The sequence below is a fragment of the Paraburkholderia sp. LEh10 genome (genome assembly GCF_017814945.1).
Lineage (GTDB): Bacteria > Pseudomonadota > Gammaproteobacteria > Burkholderiales > Burkholderiaceae > Paraburkholderia.
In genome coordinates, this window is the sequence record NZ_JAGIPX010000016.1 from 71,429 (window position 1) to 89,047 (window position 17,619).

At 60.2% G+C, this 17,619-nt stretch carries 17 protein-coding genes; all 17 read left to right on the forward strand.

Features of this window, described 5'->3' with window-relative positions:
* Positions 1-178 precede the first annotated feature (178 nt).
* The 17 genes from J8I87_RS15785 (at position 179) to J8I87_RS15865 (ending at position 17,440) form a co-directional block, all read left to right on the forward strand.
* A complete protein-coding gene (locus tag J8I87_RS15785; protein ID WP_209932385.1) occupies positions 179-1,234 on the forward strand; it encodes a branched-chain amino acid ABC transporter permease in 1,056 nt (351 codons plus the stop codon).
* A 4-nt stretch (positions 1,235-1,238) separates the two neighbouring features.
* Positions 1,239-3,023 (forward strand): ATP-binding cassette domain-containing protein, encoded by a 1,785-nt coding sequence (locus J8I87_RS15790; protein WP_209932386.1) that lies wholly within the window; start codon positions 1,239-1,241, stop codon positions 3,021-3,023.
* A complete protein-coding gene (locus tag J8I87_RS15795; RefSeq protein ID WP_209932472.1) occupies positions 3,023-3,784 on the forward strand; it encodes an ABC transporter ATP-binding protein in 762 nt (253 codons plus the stop codon). The genes J8I87_RS15790 and J8I87_RS15795 overlap by 1 nt, the downstream gene beginning before the upstream one ends.
* A 170-nt stretch (positions 3,785-3,954) precedes the next feature.
* Positions 3,955-5,913: a tRNA uridine-5-carboxymethylaminomethyl(34) synthesis enzyme MnmG gene (mnmG, locus tag J8I87_RS15800; protein WP_209932387.1), complete on the forward strand. Its 1,959-nt coding sequence runs from the start codon at positions 3,955-3,957 to the stop codon at positions 5,911-5,913.
* On the forward strand, positions 5,910-6,587 hold the full coding sequence (gene rsmG, locus J8I87_RS15805) for a 16S rRNA (guanine(527)-N(7))-methyltransferase RsmG (protein WP_209932388.1): 678 nt from the start codon (positions 5,910-5,912) through the stop codon (positions 6,585-6,587). Before mnmG ends, rsmG begins: the two co-directional genes overlap by 4 nt.
* 50 nt (positions 6,588-6,637) lie before the next feature.
* Positions 6,638-7,408 carry a ParA family protein gene (locus J8I87_RS15810; protein WP_209932389.1) on the forward strand — a complete coding sequence of 257 codons (771 nt, stop codon included), beginning with the start codon at positions 6,638-6,640 and terminating at the stop codon, positions 7,406-7,408.
* A gap of 38 nt (positions 7,409-7,446) precedes the next feature.
* On the forward strand, positions 7,447-8,337 hold the full coding sequence (locus J8I87_RS15815) for a ParB/RepB/Spo0J family partition protein (RefSeq protein ID WP_209932390.1): 891 nt from the start codon (positions 7,447-7,449) through the stop codon (positions 8,335-8,337).
* 11 nt (positions 8,338-8,348) lie between these two features.
* Positions 8,349-9,497: a sodium:proton antiporter gene (locus J8I87_RS15820; protein ID WP_209932474.1), complete on the forward strand. Its 1,149-nt coding sequence runs from the start codon at positions 8,349-8,351 to the stop codon at positions 9,495-9,497.
* Between the two features lie 281 nt (positions 9,498-9,778).
* Entirely contained in the window at positions 9,779-10,324 is a 546-nt protein-coding gene (locus J8I87_RS15825; protein WP_209932391.1) for an ATP synthase subunit I, read from the forward strand.
* Between the two features lie 158 nt (positions 10,325-10,482).
* On the forward strand, positions 10,483-11,334 hold the full coding sequence (gene atpB / locus J8I87_RS15830; RefSeq protein ID WP_209932392.1) for a F0F1 ATP synthase subunit A: 852 nt from the start codon (positions 10,483-10,485) through the stop codon (positions 11,332-11,334).
* Between the two features lie 83 nt (positions 11,335-11,417).
* Positions 11,418-11,687, forward strand: a complete 270-nt coding sequence (atpE, locus tag J8I87_RS15835; protein WP_007180033.1) for a F0F1 ATP synthase subunit C — start codon at positions 11,418-11,420, stop codon at positions 11,685-11,687.
* Positions 11,688-11,825: 138 nt separating this feature from the next.
* A complete protein-coding gene (locus J8I87_RS15840; protein WP_209932393.1) occupies positions 11,826-12,296 on the forward strand; it encodes a F0F1 ATP synthase subunit B in 471 nt (156 codons plus the stop codon).
* A 2-nt stretch (positions 12,297-12,298) separates the two neighbouring features.
* Positions 12,299-12,838 carry a F0F1 ATP synthase subunit delta gene (locus J8I87_RS15845; RefSeq protein ID WP_209932394.1) on the forward strand — a complete coding sequence of 180 codons (540 nt, stop codon included), beginning with the start codon at positions 12,299-12,301 and terminating at the stop codon, positions 12,836-12,838.
* Between the two features lie 58 nt (positions 12,839-12,896).
* A complete protein-coding gene (gene atpA / locus J8I87_RS15850) occupies positions 12,897-14,438 on the forward strand; it encodes a F0F1 ATP synthase subunit alpha (RefSeq protein WP_209932395.1) in 1,542 nt (513 codons plus the stop codon).
* 90 nt (positions 14,439-14,528) lie between these two features.
* Positions 14,529-15,416 carry a F0F1 ATP synthase subunit gamma gene (atpG, locus tag J8I87_RS15855; protein WP_209932397.1) on the forward strand — a complete coding sequence of 296 codons (888 nt, stop codon included), beginning with the start codon at positions 14,529-14,531 and terminating at the stop codon, positions 15,414-15,416.
* Positions 15,417-15,509: 93 nt separating this feature from the next.
* Positions 15,510-16,904 carry a F0F1 ATP synthase subunit beta gene (gene atpD, locus J8I87_RS15860; RefSeq protein WP_209932398.1) on the forward strand — a complete coding sequence of 465 codons (1,395 nt, stop codon included), beginning with the start codon at positions 15,510-15,512 and terminating at the stop codon, positions 16,902-16,904.
* Positions 16,905-17,014: 110 nt separating this feature from the next.
* A complete protein-coding gene (locus J8I87_RS15865) occupies positions 17,015-17,440 on the forward strand; it encodes a F0F1 ATP synthase subunit epsilon (RefSeq protein ID WP_087738538.1) in 426 nt (141 codons plus the stop codon).
* Positions 17,441-17,619: the final 179 nt, after the last annotated feature.

The window sequence follows — 17,619 nt, forward strand, 5'->3', positions numbered from 1 at the left end:
GAGATGGCTCTTACGTCACGTGGCCATTTCTGATCGGTAACAATGGCAAGCGCTGCCGCGCCGTTTTTCGGGCGCGGCAGTTGTTTTATGTGTTGCGGCTTCGTTTCGCGGCTGGTGGTCGTTCAGCCGACTCTCACTGTTTCTCAGTTTCGATTTCGACGTTCCAAGACGAGGAAGTATGGATCTTTCTATTGCGGCGATCCTCGCGCAGGACGGCATCACGACGGGCGCGATCTACGCATTGCTCGCGCTCGCGTTAGTGCTGGTGTTCTCCGTGACGCGCGCCATTTTCATCCCGCAAGGGGAGTTCGTTTCGTACGGCGCGTTGACGCTGGCCGCATTGCAGACGCAGAAGTTTCCGGCGACGTGCTGGCTGCTGATGGCGATGGGGCTTGCTTGCTTCGTCTTCGAAGTGACGGGCATCGCGCGGCATGCCGAGCGGCGGCGTCACGCGGCGCGCACGCTCGCGACGCTCGCCGGCAAATACCTGCTGTTCCCTGTCGCCGTGTATGCGGTGACGCGCGGCCTATTTATGCAACCGCTGCCGATGATCGCGCAAATCGCGCTGACGCTGCTGATCGTGGTGCCGATGGGGCCGTTCGTTTATCGCCTCGCCTACGAGCCGGTTGCCGAAGCGACGACGCTGCTGCTACTGATCGTATCCGTCGCGGTTCACTTCGCAATGGTGGGCCTCGGGCTCGTGATGTTCGGCGCGGAAGGCTCGCGTACCAACGCATTCACCGATTCCACGTTCAACGTCGGGAGCCCGTCGATCTCGGGGCAGAGCGTTTGGGTGGTCGGTGTGGCCGTCGTGCTGATCGGCGTGCTGTACCTGTACTTCGACCGCTCGATCTCCGGCAAGGCGCTGCGCGCGACGTCGGTGAACCGGCTTGGCGCGCGTCTTGTCGGCATCGGCACGACGCAGGCGGGACGTCTTGCATTCACGCTCGCTGCAGGCCTCGGCGTGCTGTGCGGGATTCTCGTCGCGCCGTTGACCACCATTTACTACGACTCGGGCTTCCTGATCGGCTTGAAGGGCTTTGTCGGCGCGATTATCGGCGGGCTGGTCAGCTATCCGCTGGCGGCAGCGGGTTCGATACTCGTCGGCTTGCTGGAGTCGTATTCGTCGTTCTGGGCCAGTTCATACAAGGAAGTGATCGTGTTCACGCTGATCATTCCGGTGCTGCTCTGGCGGAGTCTCGCCAGCCCGCACGCGGAAGAAGAGGAGGAGTGACGCGATGAAGCGCATCATGCAAAACAAGTTCTTCTGGTTGTTTCTCGTGGCGATGTTCGCGTTGCCCGTGCTGCCGCAGCCGATCCGCGTGCCTGAGTACTGGGTCACGTTGCTCAACTATATCGGACTGTATTCGATCGTCGCGATCGGCCTCGTGCTGCTGACGGGTATCGGCGGGATGACGAGCTTCGGCCAGGCGGCGTTTGTCGGTGTCGGCGCATATACGACCGCGTATCTGACGACGCAGTTGGGCGTATCGCCGTGGTTCGCACTGATCGCCGGCGTCGTTCTGACGGCTTTGATCGCGTCGCTGCTGGGCGCCGTGACGATGCGGCTGTCGGGACACTTCCTGCCGCTCGGCACGATCGCGTGGGGGCTCGCGTTGTTCTTCCTGTTCGGCAATATGGAGATGCTCGGCAAGTACGACGGGATCAACGGGATTCCAGTGCTCAACGTGCTCGGCATCAATCTGGAATCTGGCCGGCATATCTACTACCTGATCTGGATCGTTGTCCTCGGTGCCGCCGTGTCTGTTCAAAATCTGCTTAATAGCCGGCCGGGACGCGCGATTCGCGCGCTACGCGGCGGCGGGCTGATGGCGGAGGCAATGGGCGTCAATACGGCGTGGATGCGGGTCGTAATCTTCGTCTATGCGGCCGTCCTGGCGTCGATCTCGGGCTTTCTTTATGCGCACTTGCAGCGCGCAGTGAACCCGACGCCGTTCGGTCTCAATCACGGCATCGAGTTTCTGTTCATGGCGGTAGTGGGCGGTGTCGCGCATGTTTGGGGCGCGGTGCTGGGCGCGGCCATTCTGACCGTTCTGCAAGACTACCTGCAGACGCTGCTGCCCAAACTGCTCGGCGAAAACGGCAACTTCGAAATCATCGTCTTCGGCATATTAATGGTGCTGCTGCTTCAGTACGCCCGCAAAGGCGTATGGCCGTTCGTTGCGCGCGCCTTCCCGAGCGGGCCGCGCGCGCACGTACCCGAGCATGCGGAAGCGCTGCCGCAGCGCAGCAAGCCGACGGCCGGTGAGTCGCTGCTGGTCGTCGATAAGGCGCGCAAACAGTTCGGTGGCCTCGTCGCGGTGAATGATGTCAGCTTCGAAGTGAAGGCTGGGCAGATCATTGGCTTGATCGGTCCGAACGGTGCTGGCAAGTCGACGACCTTCAATCTGGTCACGGGCGTACTGCAAGCGACCAGCGGTGCGATTACGTTCCGCGGCGAGCGCATCGATGCGTTGAATTCACGTGAAATCGTCAAACGGGGGATTGGGCGGACATTCCAGCACGTCAAGCTGCTGCCGGGGATGACCGTGCTGGAGAACGTCGCGATCGGCGCCCATCTGCGCGGGCATGCAGGCGTATGGCGCAGTGTCGCGCGCCTGAATGCGGCGGAGGAGGCGCGCCTGATGGCGGAAGCGGCGCGGCAGATCCGCCGTGTCGGCCTGGAAGAGCATATGTACGATGAAGCAGGCAGTCTCGCGCTAGGTAAGCAGCGCATTCTGGAGATTGCACGCGCGCTTTGCTGTGATCCGACGCTTCTGCTCCTGGACGAGCCGGCGGCGGGGCTGCGTTACCAGGAGAAGCAGCAGCTGGCGACGCTGCTGCGCAAATTGCGCGAGGAGGGCATGAGCGTGCTGCTCGTCGAACATGATATGGATTTCGTAATGAATCTCACCGATCGGCTCGTGGTGATGGAGTTTGGGACACGGATAGCGGAAGGCTTGCCCCAGGACGTGCAGAACGATCCGGCGGTGCTGGAAGCCTATCTAGGCGGGGTGGAGTGATGACGGATCAAATGACGAATGCACCGATTCTCGACATCAGCGGACTGTTCGTGCGCTATGGAAAGGTCGAGGCGCTGCATAACGCGAGGATTGCGGTGCGTCCGGGCCAGATCGTGTCGGTGATCGGTCCGAATGGCGCGGGTAAGTCCACGTTACTCAATGCGATTATGGGCGCGCTGCCCGTGACGGGGCACGCAAAGGGCGCGATCAACTATCGCGGCGAGGACGTGAGTGCCGCGCCTGTCGAAAAGCGCGTCGCGCGCGGCATGTGTCTCGTGCCGGAAAAACGCGAGCTATTCGCGGCGATGACGGTCGAGGACAACCTCGTTTTGGGCGCTTACCGTCGCAAGCGCGCAGGAGATCGCAACTATCTGGATCAACTTGATCCGGTTTTCCAGTTTTTCCCGCGTTTGAAGGAGCGGCGCAAGCAGGCTGCGGGAACGTTGTCGGGCGGTGAGCGGCAGATGCTGGCCGTCGGCCGAGCGCTGATGGGCAAGCCGGACCTTCTGATGCTTGACGAGCCGAGCCTCGGGTTGGCTCCGCTGATCGTGAAAGAGATCTTTCATATCATCAGCGCATTGCGCCAAACGGGCGTCACCACGCTGCTCATCGAGCAAAACGCACGGGCTGCCCTGCAGATTTCCGACTATGGCTACGTGCTGGAGACGGGTGAACTGGCACTCGAAGGGGAGGCCAATGCATTGGCTCAAAACCCTCGCGTGATCGAAACCTATCTGGGCTTAACTAAAAAAGTCGCATAGCAGAAGGAATTTTTGGCGGTTCGGCTGTCAAACGAACGGCGTGTTTCACGTGAAACACGCCGTTTTTTATTCCTATGCCAGTTGGACGAAATTCGGGCCAAAAGCGAAACCGCTATAATTTCGCCCATACATTTTTTTAGGCTCACGCGGGCTCCAGCGTGAGGTCTGCGATGCTTTATCCCACAGAGTTTGACGTAATCGTCGTTGGCGGCGGTCATGCAGGCACGGAAGCCGCATTGGCGTCCGCACGCATGGGCAATAAGACGCTCTTGCTGACACACAATATCGAAACGCTCGGCCAGATGAGCTGCAATCCGTCGATCGGCGGCATTGGCAAAGGCCATTTGGTGAAGGAAGTCGATGCGCTAGGTGGCGCGATGGCGGCTGCAACCGACGAGGGCGGTATTCAATTTCGCATCCTTAATTCGTCGAAGGGGCCCGCCGTGCGCGCCACTCGCGCGCAGGCCGACCGTGTGCTGTACAAAGCGGCGATCCGTCGCCGGCTCGAAAATCAGCCGAATCTCTGGCTTTTCCAGCAATCCGTCGACGATTTGATGATTGAAGGCGACCGCGTGGTTGGTGCGGTGACGCAGGTCGGCGTCCAGTTTCGGTCCCGGGCAGTGGTTTTGACGGCCGGCACGTTCCTGGACGGGAAGATTCACGTCGGCCTCAACAATTACACCGGCGGACGGGCAGGAGACCCGGCTGCGGTGTCGCTTTCGGCTCGCCTGAAGGAATTGAAGCTACCGCAAGGGCGACTCAAGACGGGCACGCCACCGCGTATCGATGGCCGTACCATCGATTTCTCGAAGCTCGAAGAGCAGCCGGGCGATCTTGATCCGATTCCGGTGTTTTCATTCCTTGGGCGGGTCGACCAGCATCCGCGTCAACTGCCCTGCTGGGTGACGCATACGAACGCACAAACGCACGACATCATCCGTGGTGGTTTGGACCGCTCGCCGATGTACACCGGCGTAATTGAGGGTGTGGGCCCGCGTTATTGCCCGTCGATCGAAGACAAGATTCATCGCTTCGCGTCGAAGGAGTCGCACCAAATTTTCCTCGAGCCGGAAGGTCTAACGACTCATGAGTTTTACCCGAACGGTATCTCGACGAGCCTCCCGTTCGATGTCCAGCTCGCGCTGGTTCGATCGATGGTCGGTCTGGAGCACGCGCATATTCTGCGTCCCGGCTACGCTATCGAATACGACTATTTCGATCCGCGCGGATTGAAGGCGTCGCTGGAGACCAAGGTTATTAGCGGTCTGTTCTTCGCCGGGCAGATCAACGGCACGACTGGCTACGAAGAGGCGGCTGCACAAGGTCTGCTCGCTGGGATCAACGCCGGCCTGTACGTTCAGGGCAGGGAGGCGTGGACGCCGCGTCGCGATCAAGCCTATCTGGGGGTGCTCGTCGACGATCTGGTGACGCGTGGCGTGTCCGAGCCGTATCGAATGTTCACGAGTCGCGCGGCATACCGGCTCAGCCTGCGGGAAGACAATGCGGACATGCGCCTGACGGAGATCGGACGCGAACTGGGTGTTGTCGATGACGTCCGGTGGGACGCGTTCAGTCGCAAGCGCGACGCTGTTTCACGTGAAACAGAACGCCTGCGGACCACGTGGGTCAATCCCAAGACGCTTTCATCTGAAGAAGCGACGGCTTTGCTGGGCAAGCCGATCGATCATGAGTACAGTCTCGCGGATCTGCTGCGGCGCCCGGGCGTCTCGTATGACGGCGTGTGCGAGTTACGCGAAGGGGCCTGCGGACCCACCGAAGCCTTGGCCGATGACGAAGTGCTGCTGGCGCAGATCAAGGAACAGATCGAGATCGGCGTCAAATATCAGGGCTATATCGAACGGCAGGCAGATGAAATCGAGCGAAACGAGGCGCACGAGAACACTCGTTTGCCTGAAAATCTCGACTACGCGGAAGTTCGAGGGCTTTCGTTCGAAGTGCGCCAGAAACTGATGCAGTTCCGCCCGGAGACGATCGGTCAGGCGTCGCGCATTTCTGGCGTCACGCCTGCTGCGATTTCGTTGCTGATGGTGCACCTGAAGCGCGGCGCTGGTCGTCGCACGCAAAAGCCCGCCGATGCCGGCACTGACAGCACGCCGGTGGCTCAATGACCGCGCGTCCTACGATGATGAGCGGACGTGACGCACTCGCCGCTCTGCTCGAAGAGGGCGTGCGTGATCTCGATATCACACTGAGCGCGGAGCAGCATGGCAAGCTGCTCAATTACGTCGCTTTGTTGGCCAAGTGGAACGCCGTCTACAACCTGACGGCGATCCGCGATCCGCGTCAGATGCTGATTCAGCATATCCTGGATTCACTGTCGGTCGTCCCGCACCTGGCTGGACGCGGGCCGTCGACGGTTCTGGACGTCGGTTCGGGTGGCGGGTTGCCGGGCATCGTCCTGGCGATTGTATTTCCCGAATGGTCTGTGACCGTCAACGATATCGTCCAGAAAAAGTCAGCGTTTCAGTCGCAAGCGAAGGCGGAATTGGGCTTGGGCAATCTGTCGGTTGTCACGGGGCGCGTCGAAAGTCTGCGGCCCGGTGTCGAGGTTCCACGAAAGTTTGATGTGATCGTCTCGCGCGCATTCGCAGAACTCGCGGATTTCGTTACACTGGCCCGTCATCTCGTCGCGGACGATGGTGCGATCTGGGCCATGAAAGGCGTGCGACCGGATGGAGAAATCGAGCGTTTGCCCGAGGGCGCGCATGTGAAGCAGGTAATCCGTCTCAAAGTGCCATCGCTAGACGCCGAGCGGCATCTGGTTGAAGTCACGGTAGGCTGAGCTATCAAATCGAATTCTCATTAAACAGGCTGCAAAGGGACACCTAAAAGATGGCAAAAATCTTCTGCGTTGCGAACCAGAAGGGTGGAGTCGGCAAAACGACGACCGCGGTCAATCTTGCCGCGAGCCTCGCATCGCAGGGACAGCGGGTCCTGCTCATCGATCTCGACCCACAAGGCAACGCGACCATGGGCAGCGGCGTCGATAAGGCCGCTTGCGAAAACACGGTTTATGAAGTGCTGGTCGACGGCGTGTCCGTGGCGGATGCGCGGGTAAAGTCAGAAGCAGTTTCGTATGATGTATTGCCCGCCAATCGTGAACTGGCGGGCGCCGAAGTCGAACTTGTCAGCATGGAAAACCGCGAGCGTCAGTTGAAGGAGGCGCTTGCACATGTCGTAGAAGACTACGATTTCGTCCTGATCGACTGCCCGCCCGCCTTGTCGCTATTGACACTGAATGGTCTATGCGCCGCGCACGGCGTCGTGATTCCGATGCAGTGCGAGTATTTCGCGCTGGAAGGACTGTCGGATCTCGTCAACACGATCAAGCAGGTTCACGCGAACCTGAACCGCGACCTGAAAGTGATCGGCCTGTTGCGCGTGATGTTCGATCCGCGCATCACGCTGCAGCAGCAGGTATCGGAACAATTGAAAGAGCACTTTGGCGACAAGGTGTTCGATGTCGTCATTCCGCGGAACGTGCGACTTGCCGAGGCGCCGAGTTATGGCCTGCCGGGTGTCGTGTTCGACCGTGCGTCGCGTGGCGCGCAGGCGTATGTGCAGTTCGGCCAGGAAATGATCGAGCGGGTGCGTACGCTATGACGCAGCGCCAACCATCCAAAGCGGACCGAGGAACCACGATGAACGCAGTAGCACGGAAGAAGGGGCTGGGCAGGGGGTTGGAAGCGCTGCTCGGCGGAAGCGCGGACATCACGGAGGCGGTCAAGATCAACGGTGCGCCCCATACGTTGCCGCTCGACAAGATGCAGGCGGGCAAGTATCAGCCGCGCACGCGAATGGACGAAGGCGCGCTGCAGGAACTGGCCGCCAGCATTCGCGCGCAGGGCTTGATGCAGCCGATTCTGGTGCGGCCTGTGTCGCCGGAAAAATTCGAAATCATTGCTGGCGAGCGACGCTATCGCGCTGCACGTCTTGCCGGCCTCGAAGAAGTGCCTGTGCTGGTTCGTGACGTGCCCGATCAGGCCGCCGCCGCGATGGCGCTCATCGAGAACATCCAGCGCGAGGACCTGAATCCGCTGGAAGAGGCGCAAGGCATCCAGCGTTTGCTCGACGAATTCGATTTCACGCACGAACAGGCGGCCGAGTCGGTTGGACGTTCGCGCAGCGCGGTGTCGAACCTTCTGCGTCTGCTGAACCTGGCTTCGCCCGTGCAAACGATGTTGCTCGCCGGCGATCTCGACATGGGCCACGCGCGCGCATTGCTCGCCGTCGACGCCGCCACTCAGATCACGCTTGCGAATCAGGTGGTCAACAAGCGGATGTCCGTGCGTGAGACGGAAAAGCTTGTGACGGCCACGACGAAGGCCGCGCCCGCCGTCAAGGCGAAGCCGAACAACGATGGTGGCCGGGACACGCGCCGGCTCGAAGAGGAACTGTCCGACCTGCTCGCCGCGACGGTGAAGATCAAGCTTGGACGGCGCGGGCGAGGGCAGGTGCTCGTCGATTTTGGCGATCTTGATGCGCTCGAAGGCATTCTTGCCCGGTTGCGGGGCAATACGTCGGCGGCATGACAATCAATTCAATGCCGACTGCTGAGCAAGCGCTGAAATCGCCTCGAACCCTGCTGCGCGCGATCACTCACTATGTAGCGAAAGAGCCGGTCCTTGCCGTGCTCGTAGCCGCGTTGATCGCGCTACAGGTCTTCCATCCGCGCCCATTCAAGTCGTTTCCTGCGCTGGTCGATTGGGAAACGGTCATGACCCTTGCAGGGCTTCTGATCCTGACGAAAGCCGTCGAATGTTCAGGATTCCTGATATGGTTCGCACATCGTGTCGTCCATCATATCCATTCGCAGCGCGCGCTGGCTTATTTGCTGATCGCGCTGGCCGCTGCGCTTTCGACCTTGCTGACCAATGACGTCGCGTTGTTTGTCGTCGTGCCGCTCGCATTGTCGTTGAACGAGTTGACGCCGCTTCCACTCAAGCGCCTCGTGATTTTCATCGCGATCGCAGTCAACGCTGGTTCGATTCTCACTCCGCTGGGCAATCCACAAAATCTGTTTCTCTGGCAGACGAGCGGCGTTTCGTTCGGCGGATTCGTGCTGGCGCTTGCGCCATTGTGCGTTGCGTTGATGGCGATGCTATATGCATTGACGGCGGTATCGTTCAAGAATGTCGCGCTCGACTTGTCGAAGGATACAGAACCCCATCCCGTCGACCGTCCGCTGCTTGGCGTCGCCGTGATTCTCTTTGCGGCGTTTGTCCTGCTCGCCGACGCGCATCGCGTAAGTATCGGATTAATTGGTGTCGGCCTCGGATTCATCTTTTGGCGTCCGCGAATTATTCTGAAGATCGATTGGCTTTTGCTGCTGATCTTCGTGTTCATGTTCATCGTTCTGAGGAGCGTCGCGGCATTGCCGTGGGTGCACGACGCCGTCGGACAGCTGCACCTCACGACACCGCTGCGCGCCTATGCAGCGAGCGCGGTGCTTTCGCAGTTCATTAGCAATGTTCCTGCTGCGATCATGCTCGCTGAGTTTTCAAAGGACTGGCGGGCGCTCGCGTTCGGCGTTAGCGTCGGCGGATTTGGATTTGCGATCGGATCGCTCGCGAATCTGATTGCAATGAGGCTTGCAGGACAGCGCGGCATGTGGGCGCAGTTTCATCTCTTTTCGGTCCCGTTCTGGGTCGTAGGCGGGGTTGTCGGCGGCTGGCTTCTGTTGCATTTTTGACACTTGTGCGAGCCTCGAAAAGGCGTTCCGAAGCGGGCCGCCATAGCACAACTCGACCCGCGCTTCCCCGTCTCCCGCAACCGCCTTACATTTGCAGTCCGATGGCCTGAAAACGCAGGTTTTCCGCATCATGAAGCGCCGTTTCACGCCGGTTATTGGTCGGGCTAAAGTCTTGAATTGCCTGCAACTATCGCTTACAATCGCCCGGATTTATTTGCTAGGTAACCCCGTAAGCGGTGCGAAAGCTCGCGGGCTGAAACAGGACTTTGCGGAATACTGCGATGGCGGTCAAAGCGTCGAACCAAAAGCCGCAGCAACGGCACGACGAACACCGCGAAGATCGCATCGGTTCGCAAGCGCCCGCTGGTCAGCGTGCAACGCATGACGACGCGTGGGATGCCGAGCAGCAAGATAACAATATCGTTCCGCTCACGCGGGCCGAGGCCGAAAAACTGTTCGGTCCGAACGTGAGTCGTCCATCGCGCGTCACACCGTTCAAGGTCGTGATTGCGCAAATGGTTTTGTCCCTGGGTGCAACGCTGTTGTGGTGGCTGTTCTACAAGCCGCCGGGTGCTGCTGCGCTGTCAGCGTTCCTGGGGGGAGCGATTTGCTGGGTGCCGAGCGCATTGTTCGCGGCACGTCTTAAGAAGTTGAGCGGCGCCGAAACGGTGATGAGCTGGATGATCGGTGAAGCGCTCAAGATGGGGACAACGATTGCGATGTTTATTGCCATCGCATTCTGGTATCACGACGTACGGTGGATTCCGCTGCTCGTGACTTACCTCATCGCTCTCAAGACGTATTGGATCGCGCTCGCCTGGCGATGAAGCAAGCGAGACACTAACTGACGCAAGGCGTGTACAACGCGGCGTCAGCAACGAGGCGCGCGGGTTGGACAAAAGCCCGCGCTGGCGTGTTCCCGCAATACAGTATTGCGGCGGGAGCGGCCTGGAAGATTTTCGACAATTTGGGTGGCATTAACGATATGGCAGCTAGCGAAGGAACGCGCGCTCTGGATCCGTCCGAGTACATTGCGCACCACTTGCAGAATTTTTCCACCGCTCATCAGACGTCGATTTTCGACATCCACGTCTGGAATCTCGATACGCTGTTCTGGTCGATCGTGTGCGGTCTCGTCACCATCCTCGTGCTGCGTCTCGCTGCGCGCAAGGCGACGTCCGGCGTGCCGGGCCGTTTTCAGTGCGCGATCGAAATGCTGGTTGAAATGGTCGAGGATCAATCGAAGTCGATGATCCACGGCAACCGCGCTTTCATTGCGCCGCTCGCGCTGACTGTGTTCGTCTGGGTCGCGCTGATGAACGCGCTCGACTTTCTCCCCGTCGACCTGCCGGGCCGCGTGATCGGCTTGCTGGGTCTGTCCGGAGTCATCTCGCACCACCGCATCGTTCCGACTGCCGACCTGAACGGCACGATCGGCATCGCGCTCGGCGTGTTCGTGCTGATGATTTACTACAACTTCAAGATCAAGGGCGCAGGCGGCTTCGTGCACGAGCTGCTGTCCGCTCCGTTCGGCGCGCATCCGCTGCTGTGGATCCCGAACCTTGCACTGAACATCATCGAGTTCGTCGCGAAGACGGTTTCCCTCGGCATGCGGCTGTTCGGCAACATGTACGCGGGTGAGCTGCTGTTCCTGCTGATTGCCCTGCTCGGCAGCATCTGGAACTTCGGTGCGGACACGACGGTGCTTGGCTTCATCGGCCACGTGATCGCAGGCAGCGTGTGGGCGATCTTCCACATCCTGATCGTTCTGCTGCAGGCGTTCATTTTCATGATGCTGACGCTGGTGTACATCGGCCAGGCACACGACTCGCACTAACCGGCGCGTCAAAACGAATCTAGTTTCAAGAATCGTAGTTTTTTAAATCCCAGTTCCAAAAAGACTTTTCACAAGGAGTGATCATGCAAGCTTTCATCGCCAACATCCAGGGTCTGACCGCCATCGGTATCGGCATCATCATCGGCCTGGGTGCAATCGGCGCCTGTATCGGTATCGGTCTGATGGGCGGCAAGTACATCGAGGCATGCGCTCGTCAGCCGGAACTGATGAACCCGCTGCAAACCAAGATGTTCCTGCTGGCTGGTCTGATCGATGCGGCGTTCCTGATTGGCGTTGGTGTGGCAATGCTGTTTGCGTTCGCGAACCCGCTGCTGTCGAAGCTGGCAGGCTGAGGTTCCTCGGAAGTGCGCGCCTGATCTATAACTGAGAAGGGCGCAAAGCGGAACGGGCACTAAGGCGCTGATCGAGCAATGAATCGATGAGCGCCTTGCCGTTTCCCCCTCCGATCAAGCAACGTTTAAGGAAACACCGTGAATCTCAACGCAACCCTGTTTGCGCAAATGGTCGTGTTCCTGATCCTCGCGTGGTTCACGATGAAGTTCGTGTGGCCGCCGCTGATCAACGCCCTCGACGAGCGCTCGAAAAAGATCGCCGATGGCCTCTCGGCCGCTGAAAAGGGCAAGCTGGAACTCGAAGCTGCGCACAAGCGCGTCGACCAGGAACTCGCTCAGGCACGCAATGATGGCCAGCAACGCATCGCTGATGCCGAAAAGCGCGCAGTTGCGGTCGCCGACGAAATCAAGGCACAGGCGCAAGCCGAAGCCGCTCGTATCATCGCTCAGGCGAAAGCTGACGCTGACCAACAGATCGTGAAGGCGCGCGAAGCGCTGCGTGGCGAAGTCGCCGCGCTCGCCGTGAAGGGTGCCGAACAGATCCTGAAGCGCGAAGTCAACCAGGCGGCTCACGCCGACCTGCTGAATCAACTCAAAGCCGAGCTCTGATCATGGCCGAACTTGCAACCATCGCCCGTCCGTACGCAGAAGCGCTGTTTGGCGTGGCCGAAGCTGGTGACATCGCCGCCTGGTCCACGCTCGTGCAGGAGCTGGCACAGGTTGCGCGTCTGCCCGAAGTGCTGTCGATTGCCTCGAGCCCGAAAGTCAGCCGTGCACAGATCAGCGACCTGCTGCTGGCCGCGGTGAAATCGCCGCTCAAGGACAATGCGCAAGCGAAGAATCTGGTTCAGATGCTGGTCGACAATCATCGTCTGCCGCTCTTGCCGGAAATCGCCACGCAGTTCGAAGAGTTGAAGAACGCCCGCGAAGGTGCGGCCGATGCGCTGATCGTCAGCGCATTCCCCCTCGAAGGTGCGCAGCTGGACGACCTCGTCGCAAGCCTCGAACGCAAATTCAAACGCAAGCTGAAGCCGACGGTCCAGGTGGACCCGTCGCTGATCGGCGGCGTTCGCGTGACGGTCGGCGACGAAGTGCTCGATACCTCGGTCCGCGCGCGGCTCGCCAGCATGCAGACGGCTCTGACCGCCTGAAGCCCTCACGTGGTTGTGGCGGCTGGCACGCAACAGAATTGACTATCAGGAGCGAATAATGCAACTCAATCCCTCTGAGATCAGCGAGCTGATCAAGAGCCGGATCCAGGGCCTTGAAGCGAGCGCAGACGTTCGCAACCAGGGCACCGTGATCTCCGTGACCGACGGTATCGTGCGTATCCACGGCCTGTCGGAAGTGATGCAGGGCGAAATGCTCGAATTCCCGGGCAACACCTTCGGTCTCGCGCTGAACCTCGAGCGCGACTCGGTCGGCGCGGTGATTCTGGGCGAGTACGAACACATCTCGGAAGGCGACATCGTCAAGACGACGGGCCGCATTCTCGAAGTGCCCGTGGGTCCCGAACTGATCGGCCGCGTGGTCGACGCGCTGGGTAACCCGATCGACGGCAAGGGCCCGATCAACGCGAAGATGACCGACGCAATCGAAAAGATCGCTCCGGGCGTGATCTGGCGTAAGTCGGTGTCGCAGCCGGTGCAAACCGGTCTGAAGTCGATCGACTCGATGGTGCCGATCGGCCGTGGCCAGCGCGAGCTGATCATTGGCGACCGTCAGTGCGGCAAGACGGCCGTCGCTGTCGACACGATCATCAACCAGAAGGGCAAGGACCTGATCTGTATCTACGTCGCGATCGGCCAGAAGGCTTCGTCGATCATGAACGTGGTTCGCAAGCTCGAAGAAACGGGCGCGATGGCATACACGATCGTCGTCGCCGCTTCGGCTTCGGAATCGGCCGCGATGCAGTACCTCGCGCCGTACGCCGGCTGCACGATGGGCGAATACTTCCGCGACCGCGGCCAGGACGCGCTGATCGTCTATGACGACTTGACCAAGCAGGCTTGGGCATACCGTCAGATCTCGCTGCTGCTGCGCCGTCCGCCGGGCCGTGAAGCTTACCCGGGCGACGTGTTCTATCTGCACTCGCGTCTGCTGGAGCGTGCTGCTCGCGTTTCGGAAGAGTACGTCGAGAAGTTCACGAACGGCGAAGTGAAGGGCAAGAGCGGCTCGCTGACGGCACTGCCCATCATCGAAACGCAGGCAGGCGACGTGACGGCTTTCGTTCCGACGAACGTGATCTCGATTACCGACGGCCAGATCTTCCTGGAAACCGACCTCTTCAACGCAGGTATCCGCCCGGCAATTAACGCTGGCGTGTCGGTGTCGCGTGTGGGTGGTGCGGCTCAGACGAAGGTTGTGAAGAAGCTGTCGGGTGGTATCCGTACCGACCTCGCGCAGTATCGTGAACTGGCAGCGTTCGCGCAGTTCGCATCGGACCTCGACGAAGCAACCCGCAAGCAGCTGGAGCGCGGCCGCCGCGTGACGGAACTGCTGAAGCAGCCGCAATATCAGCCGCTGCAAGTGTGGGAGCTGTCGGTGTCGCTGTTCGCAGCGAACAACGGCTACCTCGACGATCTGGAAGTGTCGCAAGTGCTGGCCTTCGAAAAGGGCCTGCGCGATTTCCTGAAGTCGAAGCATGCTGACCTGATCAAGCGCATCGAAGACAACAAGGACTTGTCGAAGGACGACGAAAGCGCGCTGCACGCCGCGATCAAGGACTTCAAGAAGTCGGGCGCTTATTGATCCGCGAGTGATCCGCAAGGCATAAACGGACCTTGAAGCAACGTCGGCGCGTGAAAGCGCGCCTACGTTGCTTCGATCAAGGAGCAAGCAATGGCTGGAATGAAGGAAATTCGCGGCAAGATCAAGAGCGTGCAAAACACGCGCAAGATCACGAAAGCGATGGAGATGGTGGCCGCATCGAAGATGCGCCGCGCCCAGGAGCGCATGCGCGCCGCTCGCCCGTACGCCGACAAGGTCCGCGATATCGCTGCGCACATGAGCAGTGCGACCCCGGAGTATCGTCACCCGTTCATGGTGTCGAACGAAGGCGCGAAGTCGACGGGCTTCATCCTTGTTACGACCGACAAGGGTCTGTGCGGCGGTATGAACACGAACGTGCTGCGCGCTTCGCTCCAGAAGTTCAAGGAGCTCGAAGGCCAAGGCAAGACGGTCGAAGCAACGGCAATCGGCGGCAAGGGTCTCGGCTTTCTGAACCGTCTGCGCGCGAAGGTTGTATCGAACGTCGTGCAACTGGGCGACACGCCGCACCTCGAAAAGCTGATCGGCGCTGTGAAGGTCCAGCTCGACATGTACTCGGAAGGCAAGGTTTCCGCCGTGTACCTCGCGTACACCCGCTTCGTCAACACGATGAAGCAGGAGCCGGTGATCGAGCAGCTGCTGCCGCTGTCGGCGGAACAGTTCGAGAACGCGGACGAGAAGGGTAGCCCGACGCCGAATACAGCGTGGGACTACATCTACGAGCCGGACGCGCAAACCGTCGTCGACGAACTGCTGGTGCGTTATGTCGAAGCGCTGGTCTATCAGGCCGTCGCGGAAAACATGGCTTCGGAGCAGTCGGCACGCATGGTCGCGATGAAGGCCGCTTCGGACAACGCGAAGACGGTCATCAATGAACTGCAGCTCTCGTACAACAAGAGCCGTCAGGCAGCGATCACGAAGGAACTGTCGGAAATCGTCGGTGGCGCCGCGGCAGTCTGACGCTGATGTCGACACGCGGAAGCGCCTTGAAGGCGAGTCCACCGAAACTGCGCCGTTGCGCGAGTGAAGAATTGAGTATCTAAAGGAAAAGCGATGAGTACTACTGCTTTGGTAGAAGGCAAGATCGTACAGTGCATCGGCGCGGTGATCGACGTGGAATTCCCGCGTGAATCGATGCCGAAGGTTTACGACGCGCTCATTCTCGAAGGTTCGGAACTGACGCTCGAAGTCCAGCAGCAGCTGGGCGACGGCGTTGTCCGTACCATCTGTCTGGGTTCGTCGGACGGTCTGCGCCGCGGCGTCGTGGTGAAGAACACCGCGAAGCCGATCAGCGTGCCTGTCGGCAAGCCGACGCTGGGCCGCATCATGGACGTGCTGGGCCGTCCGATCGACGAAGCTGGCCCGATCTCGAGCGAAACCTCGCGCTCGATCCACCAGAAGGCGCCGGCGTTCGACGAGCTGTCGCCGTCGACGGAACTGCTCGAAACGGGTATCAAGGTTATCGACCTGATCTGCCCGTTCGCGAAGGGCGGTAAGGTTGGCCTGTTCGGTGGTGCAGGCGTGGGCAAGACCGTCAACATGATGGAGCTCATCAACAACATCGCGAAGGAGCACGGCGGTTACTCCGTGTTCGCGGGTGTGGGCGAGCGTACCCGTGAAGGGAACGACTTCTATCACGAAATGAAGGACTCGAACGTTCTGGACAAGGTCGCGCTGGTCTACGGCCAGATGAACGAGCCGCCGGGCAACCGTCTGCGCGTCGCGCTGACGGGTCTGACGATGGCCGAGCACTTCCGCGACGAAGGCCTCGACGTGCTGTTCTTCGTCGACAACATCTACCGTTTCACGCTGGCCGGTACGGAAGTGTCGGCACTGCTGGGCCGTATGCCTTCCGCAGTGGGCTATCAGCCGACGCTGGCTGAAGAAATGGGTAAGCTGCAAGAGCGTATTACGTCGACCAAGACGGGCTCGATTACGTCGGTTCAGGCCGTGTACGTCCCTGCTGACGACTTGACGGACCCGTCGCCGGCAACGACCTTCGGCCACCTGGACGCAACCGTCGTTCTGTCGCGTGACATCGCTTCGCTGGGTATCTACCCGGCCGTGGACCCGCTCGATTCGACGTCGCGTCAGATCGACCCGCACGTGATCGGCGAAGAGCACTACTCGATCACCCGGGGCGTTCAGCAGACGCTGCAGCGCTACAAGGAACTGCGCGACATTATCGCGATTCTGGGTATGGACGAACTGTCGCCGGAAGACAAGCTGTCGGTCGCGCGCGCTCGTAAGATCCAGCGTTTCCTGTCGCAGCCGTTCCACGTTGCGGAAGTGTTCACGGGTTCGCCGGGTAAGTACGTGCCGCTGAAGGAAACGATCCGTGGCTTCAAGATGATCGTCGACGGCGAGTGCGATCACCTGCCGGAGCAGGCGTTCTACATGGTCGGCACGATCGACGAAGCCTTCGAAAAGGCCAAGAAGATCCAGTAAAGGCTGGGTGTAATGAAGCGGGCGCTTGCTCGCGCGCGATTGCCGTCGCAGGACGGCTGTCCGGCAAAACAGGCGCCCCGTCCTACACGCTCAACCAGGAGTCGACATAAATGGCAACCATCAAGGTAGACGTCGTCAGCGCGGAAGAGCAGATCTTCTCGGGCCAGGCGAAGTTCGTTGCGCTCCCGGGCGAAGCGGGCGAACTCGGCATTCTGCCGGGTCACACGCCGCTCATCACGCGGATCCGTCCGGGTGCGGTGCGTATCGAAGCGGAAAACGGCGAAGAAGAGTTTGTGTTCGTCGCCGGCGGGATTCTCGAGGTCCAACCGGGCGCAGTGACGGTTCTGGCCGACACGGCGATCCGCGGCAAGGATCTCGACGAAGCAAAGGCCGAACAGGCTCGCAAGCGCGCGGAAGAAGCGCTGCAGAACACTGGCTCGAACCTCGAATACGCGACTGCGCAAGCAGAACTCGCGTATGCGACGGCCCAGCTTGCCGCGATCCAGCGTCTGCGCAAGTTGCGCGGACAGCACTAAGCAGCAAAATCGAAAAGCAGCCCGTGTGGCTGCTTTTTTTGTCTTCTACTTGACGTTTACGGAAAGGTCAGCAAAATCATACCGATCCCGTGAGCAGCTGGAAAGCTGCGGGTAAGACTTGATGCCCGGTGGCGCTTCGCCGGGGCAAAATCGGTCGCAAACACATTTCAATACGGCGA

Bases quoted from the DNA above. Each gene is read 5' to 3' on its own strand.
- J8I87_RS15785 (WP_209932385.1), top strand. From the start codon at position 179: ATGGATCTTTCTATTGCGGCGATCCTCGCGCAGGACGGCATCACGACG.
- J8I87_RS15790 (WP_209932386.1), top strand. From the start codon at position 1,239: ATGAAGCGCATCATGCAAAACAAGTTCTTCTGGTTGTTTCTCGTGGCG.
- J8I87_RS15795 (WP_209932472.1), top strand. From the start codon at position 3,023: ATGACGGATCAAATGACGAATGCACCGATTCTCGACATCAGCGGACTG.
- mnmG (WP_209932387.1), top strand. From the start codon at position 3,955: ATGCTTTATCCCACAGAGTTTGACGTAATCGTCGTTGGCGGCGGTCAT.
- rsmG (WP_209932388.1), top strand. From the start codon at position 5,910: ATGACCGCGCGTCCTACGATGATGAGCGGACGTGACGCACTCGCCGCT.
- J8I87_RS15810 (WP_209932389.1), top strand. From the start codon at position 6,638: ATGGCAAAAATCTTCTGCGTTGCGAACCAGAAGGGTGGAGTCGGCAAA.
- J8I87_RS15815 (WP_209932390.1), top strand. From the start codon at position 7,447: ATGAACGCAGTAGCACGGAAGAAGGGGCTGGGCAGGGGGTTGGAAGCG.
- J8I87_RS15820 (WP_209932474.1), top strand. From the start codon at position 8,349: ATGCCGACTGCTGAGCAAGCGCTGAAATCGCCTCGAACCCTGCTGCGC.
- J8I87_RS15825 (WP_209932391.1), top strand. From the start codon at position 9,779: ATGGCGGTCAAAGCGTCGAACCAAAAGCCGCAGCAACGGCACGACGAA.
- atpB (WP_209932392.1), top strand. From the start codon at position 10,483: ATGGCAGCTAGCGAAGGAACGCGCGCTCTGGATCCGTCCGAGTACATT.
- atpE (WP_007180033.1), top strand. From the start codon at position 11,418: ATGCAAGCTTTCATCGCCAACATCCAGGGTCTGACCGCCATCGGTATC.
- J8I87_RS15845 (WP_209932394.1), top strand. From the start codon at position 12,299: ATGGCCGAACTTGCAACCATCGCCCGTCCGTACGCAGAAGCGCTGTTT.
- atpA (WP_209932395.1), top strand. From the start codon at position 12,897: ATGCAACTCAATCCCTCTGAGATCAGCGAGCTGATCAAGAGCCGGATC.
- atpG (WP_209932397.1), top strand. From the start codon at position 14,529: ATGGCTGGAATGAAGGAAATTCGCGGCAAGATCAAGAGCGTGCAAAAC.
- atpD (WP_209932398.1), top strand. From the start codon at position 15,510: ATGAGTACTACTGCTTTGGTAGAAGGCAAGATCGTACAGTGCATCGGC.
- J8I87_RS15865 (WP_087738538.1), top strand. From the start codon at position 17,015: ATGGCAACCATCAAGGTAGACGTCGTCAGCGCGGAAGAGCAGATCTTC.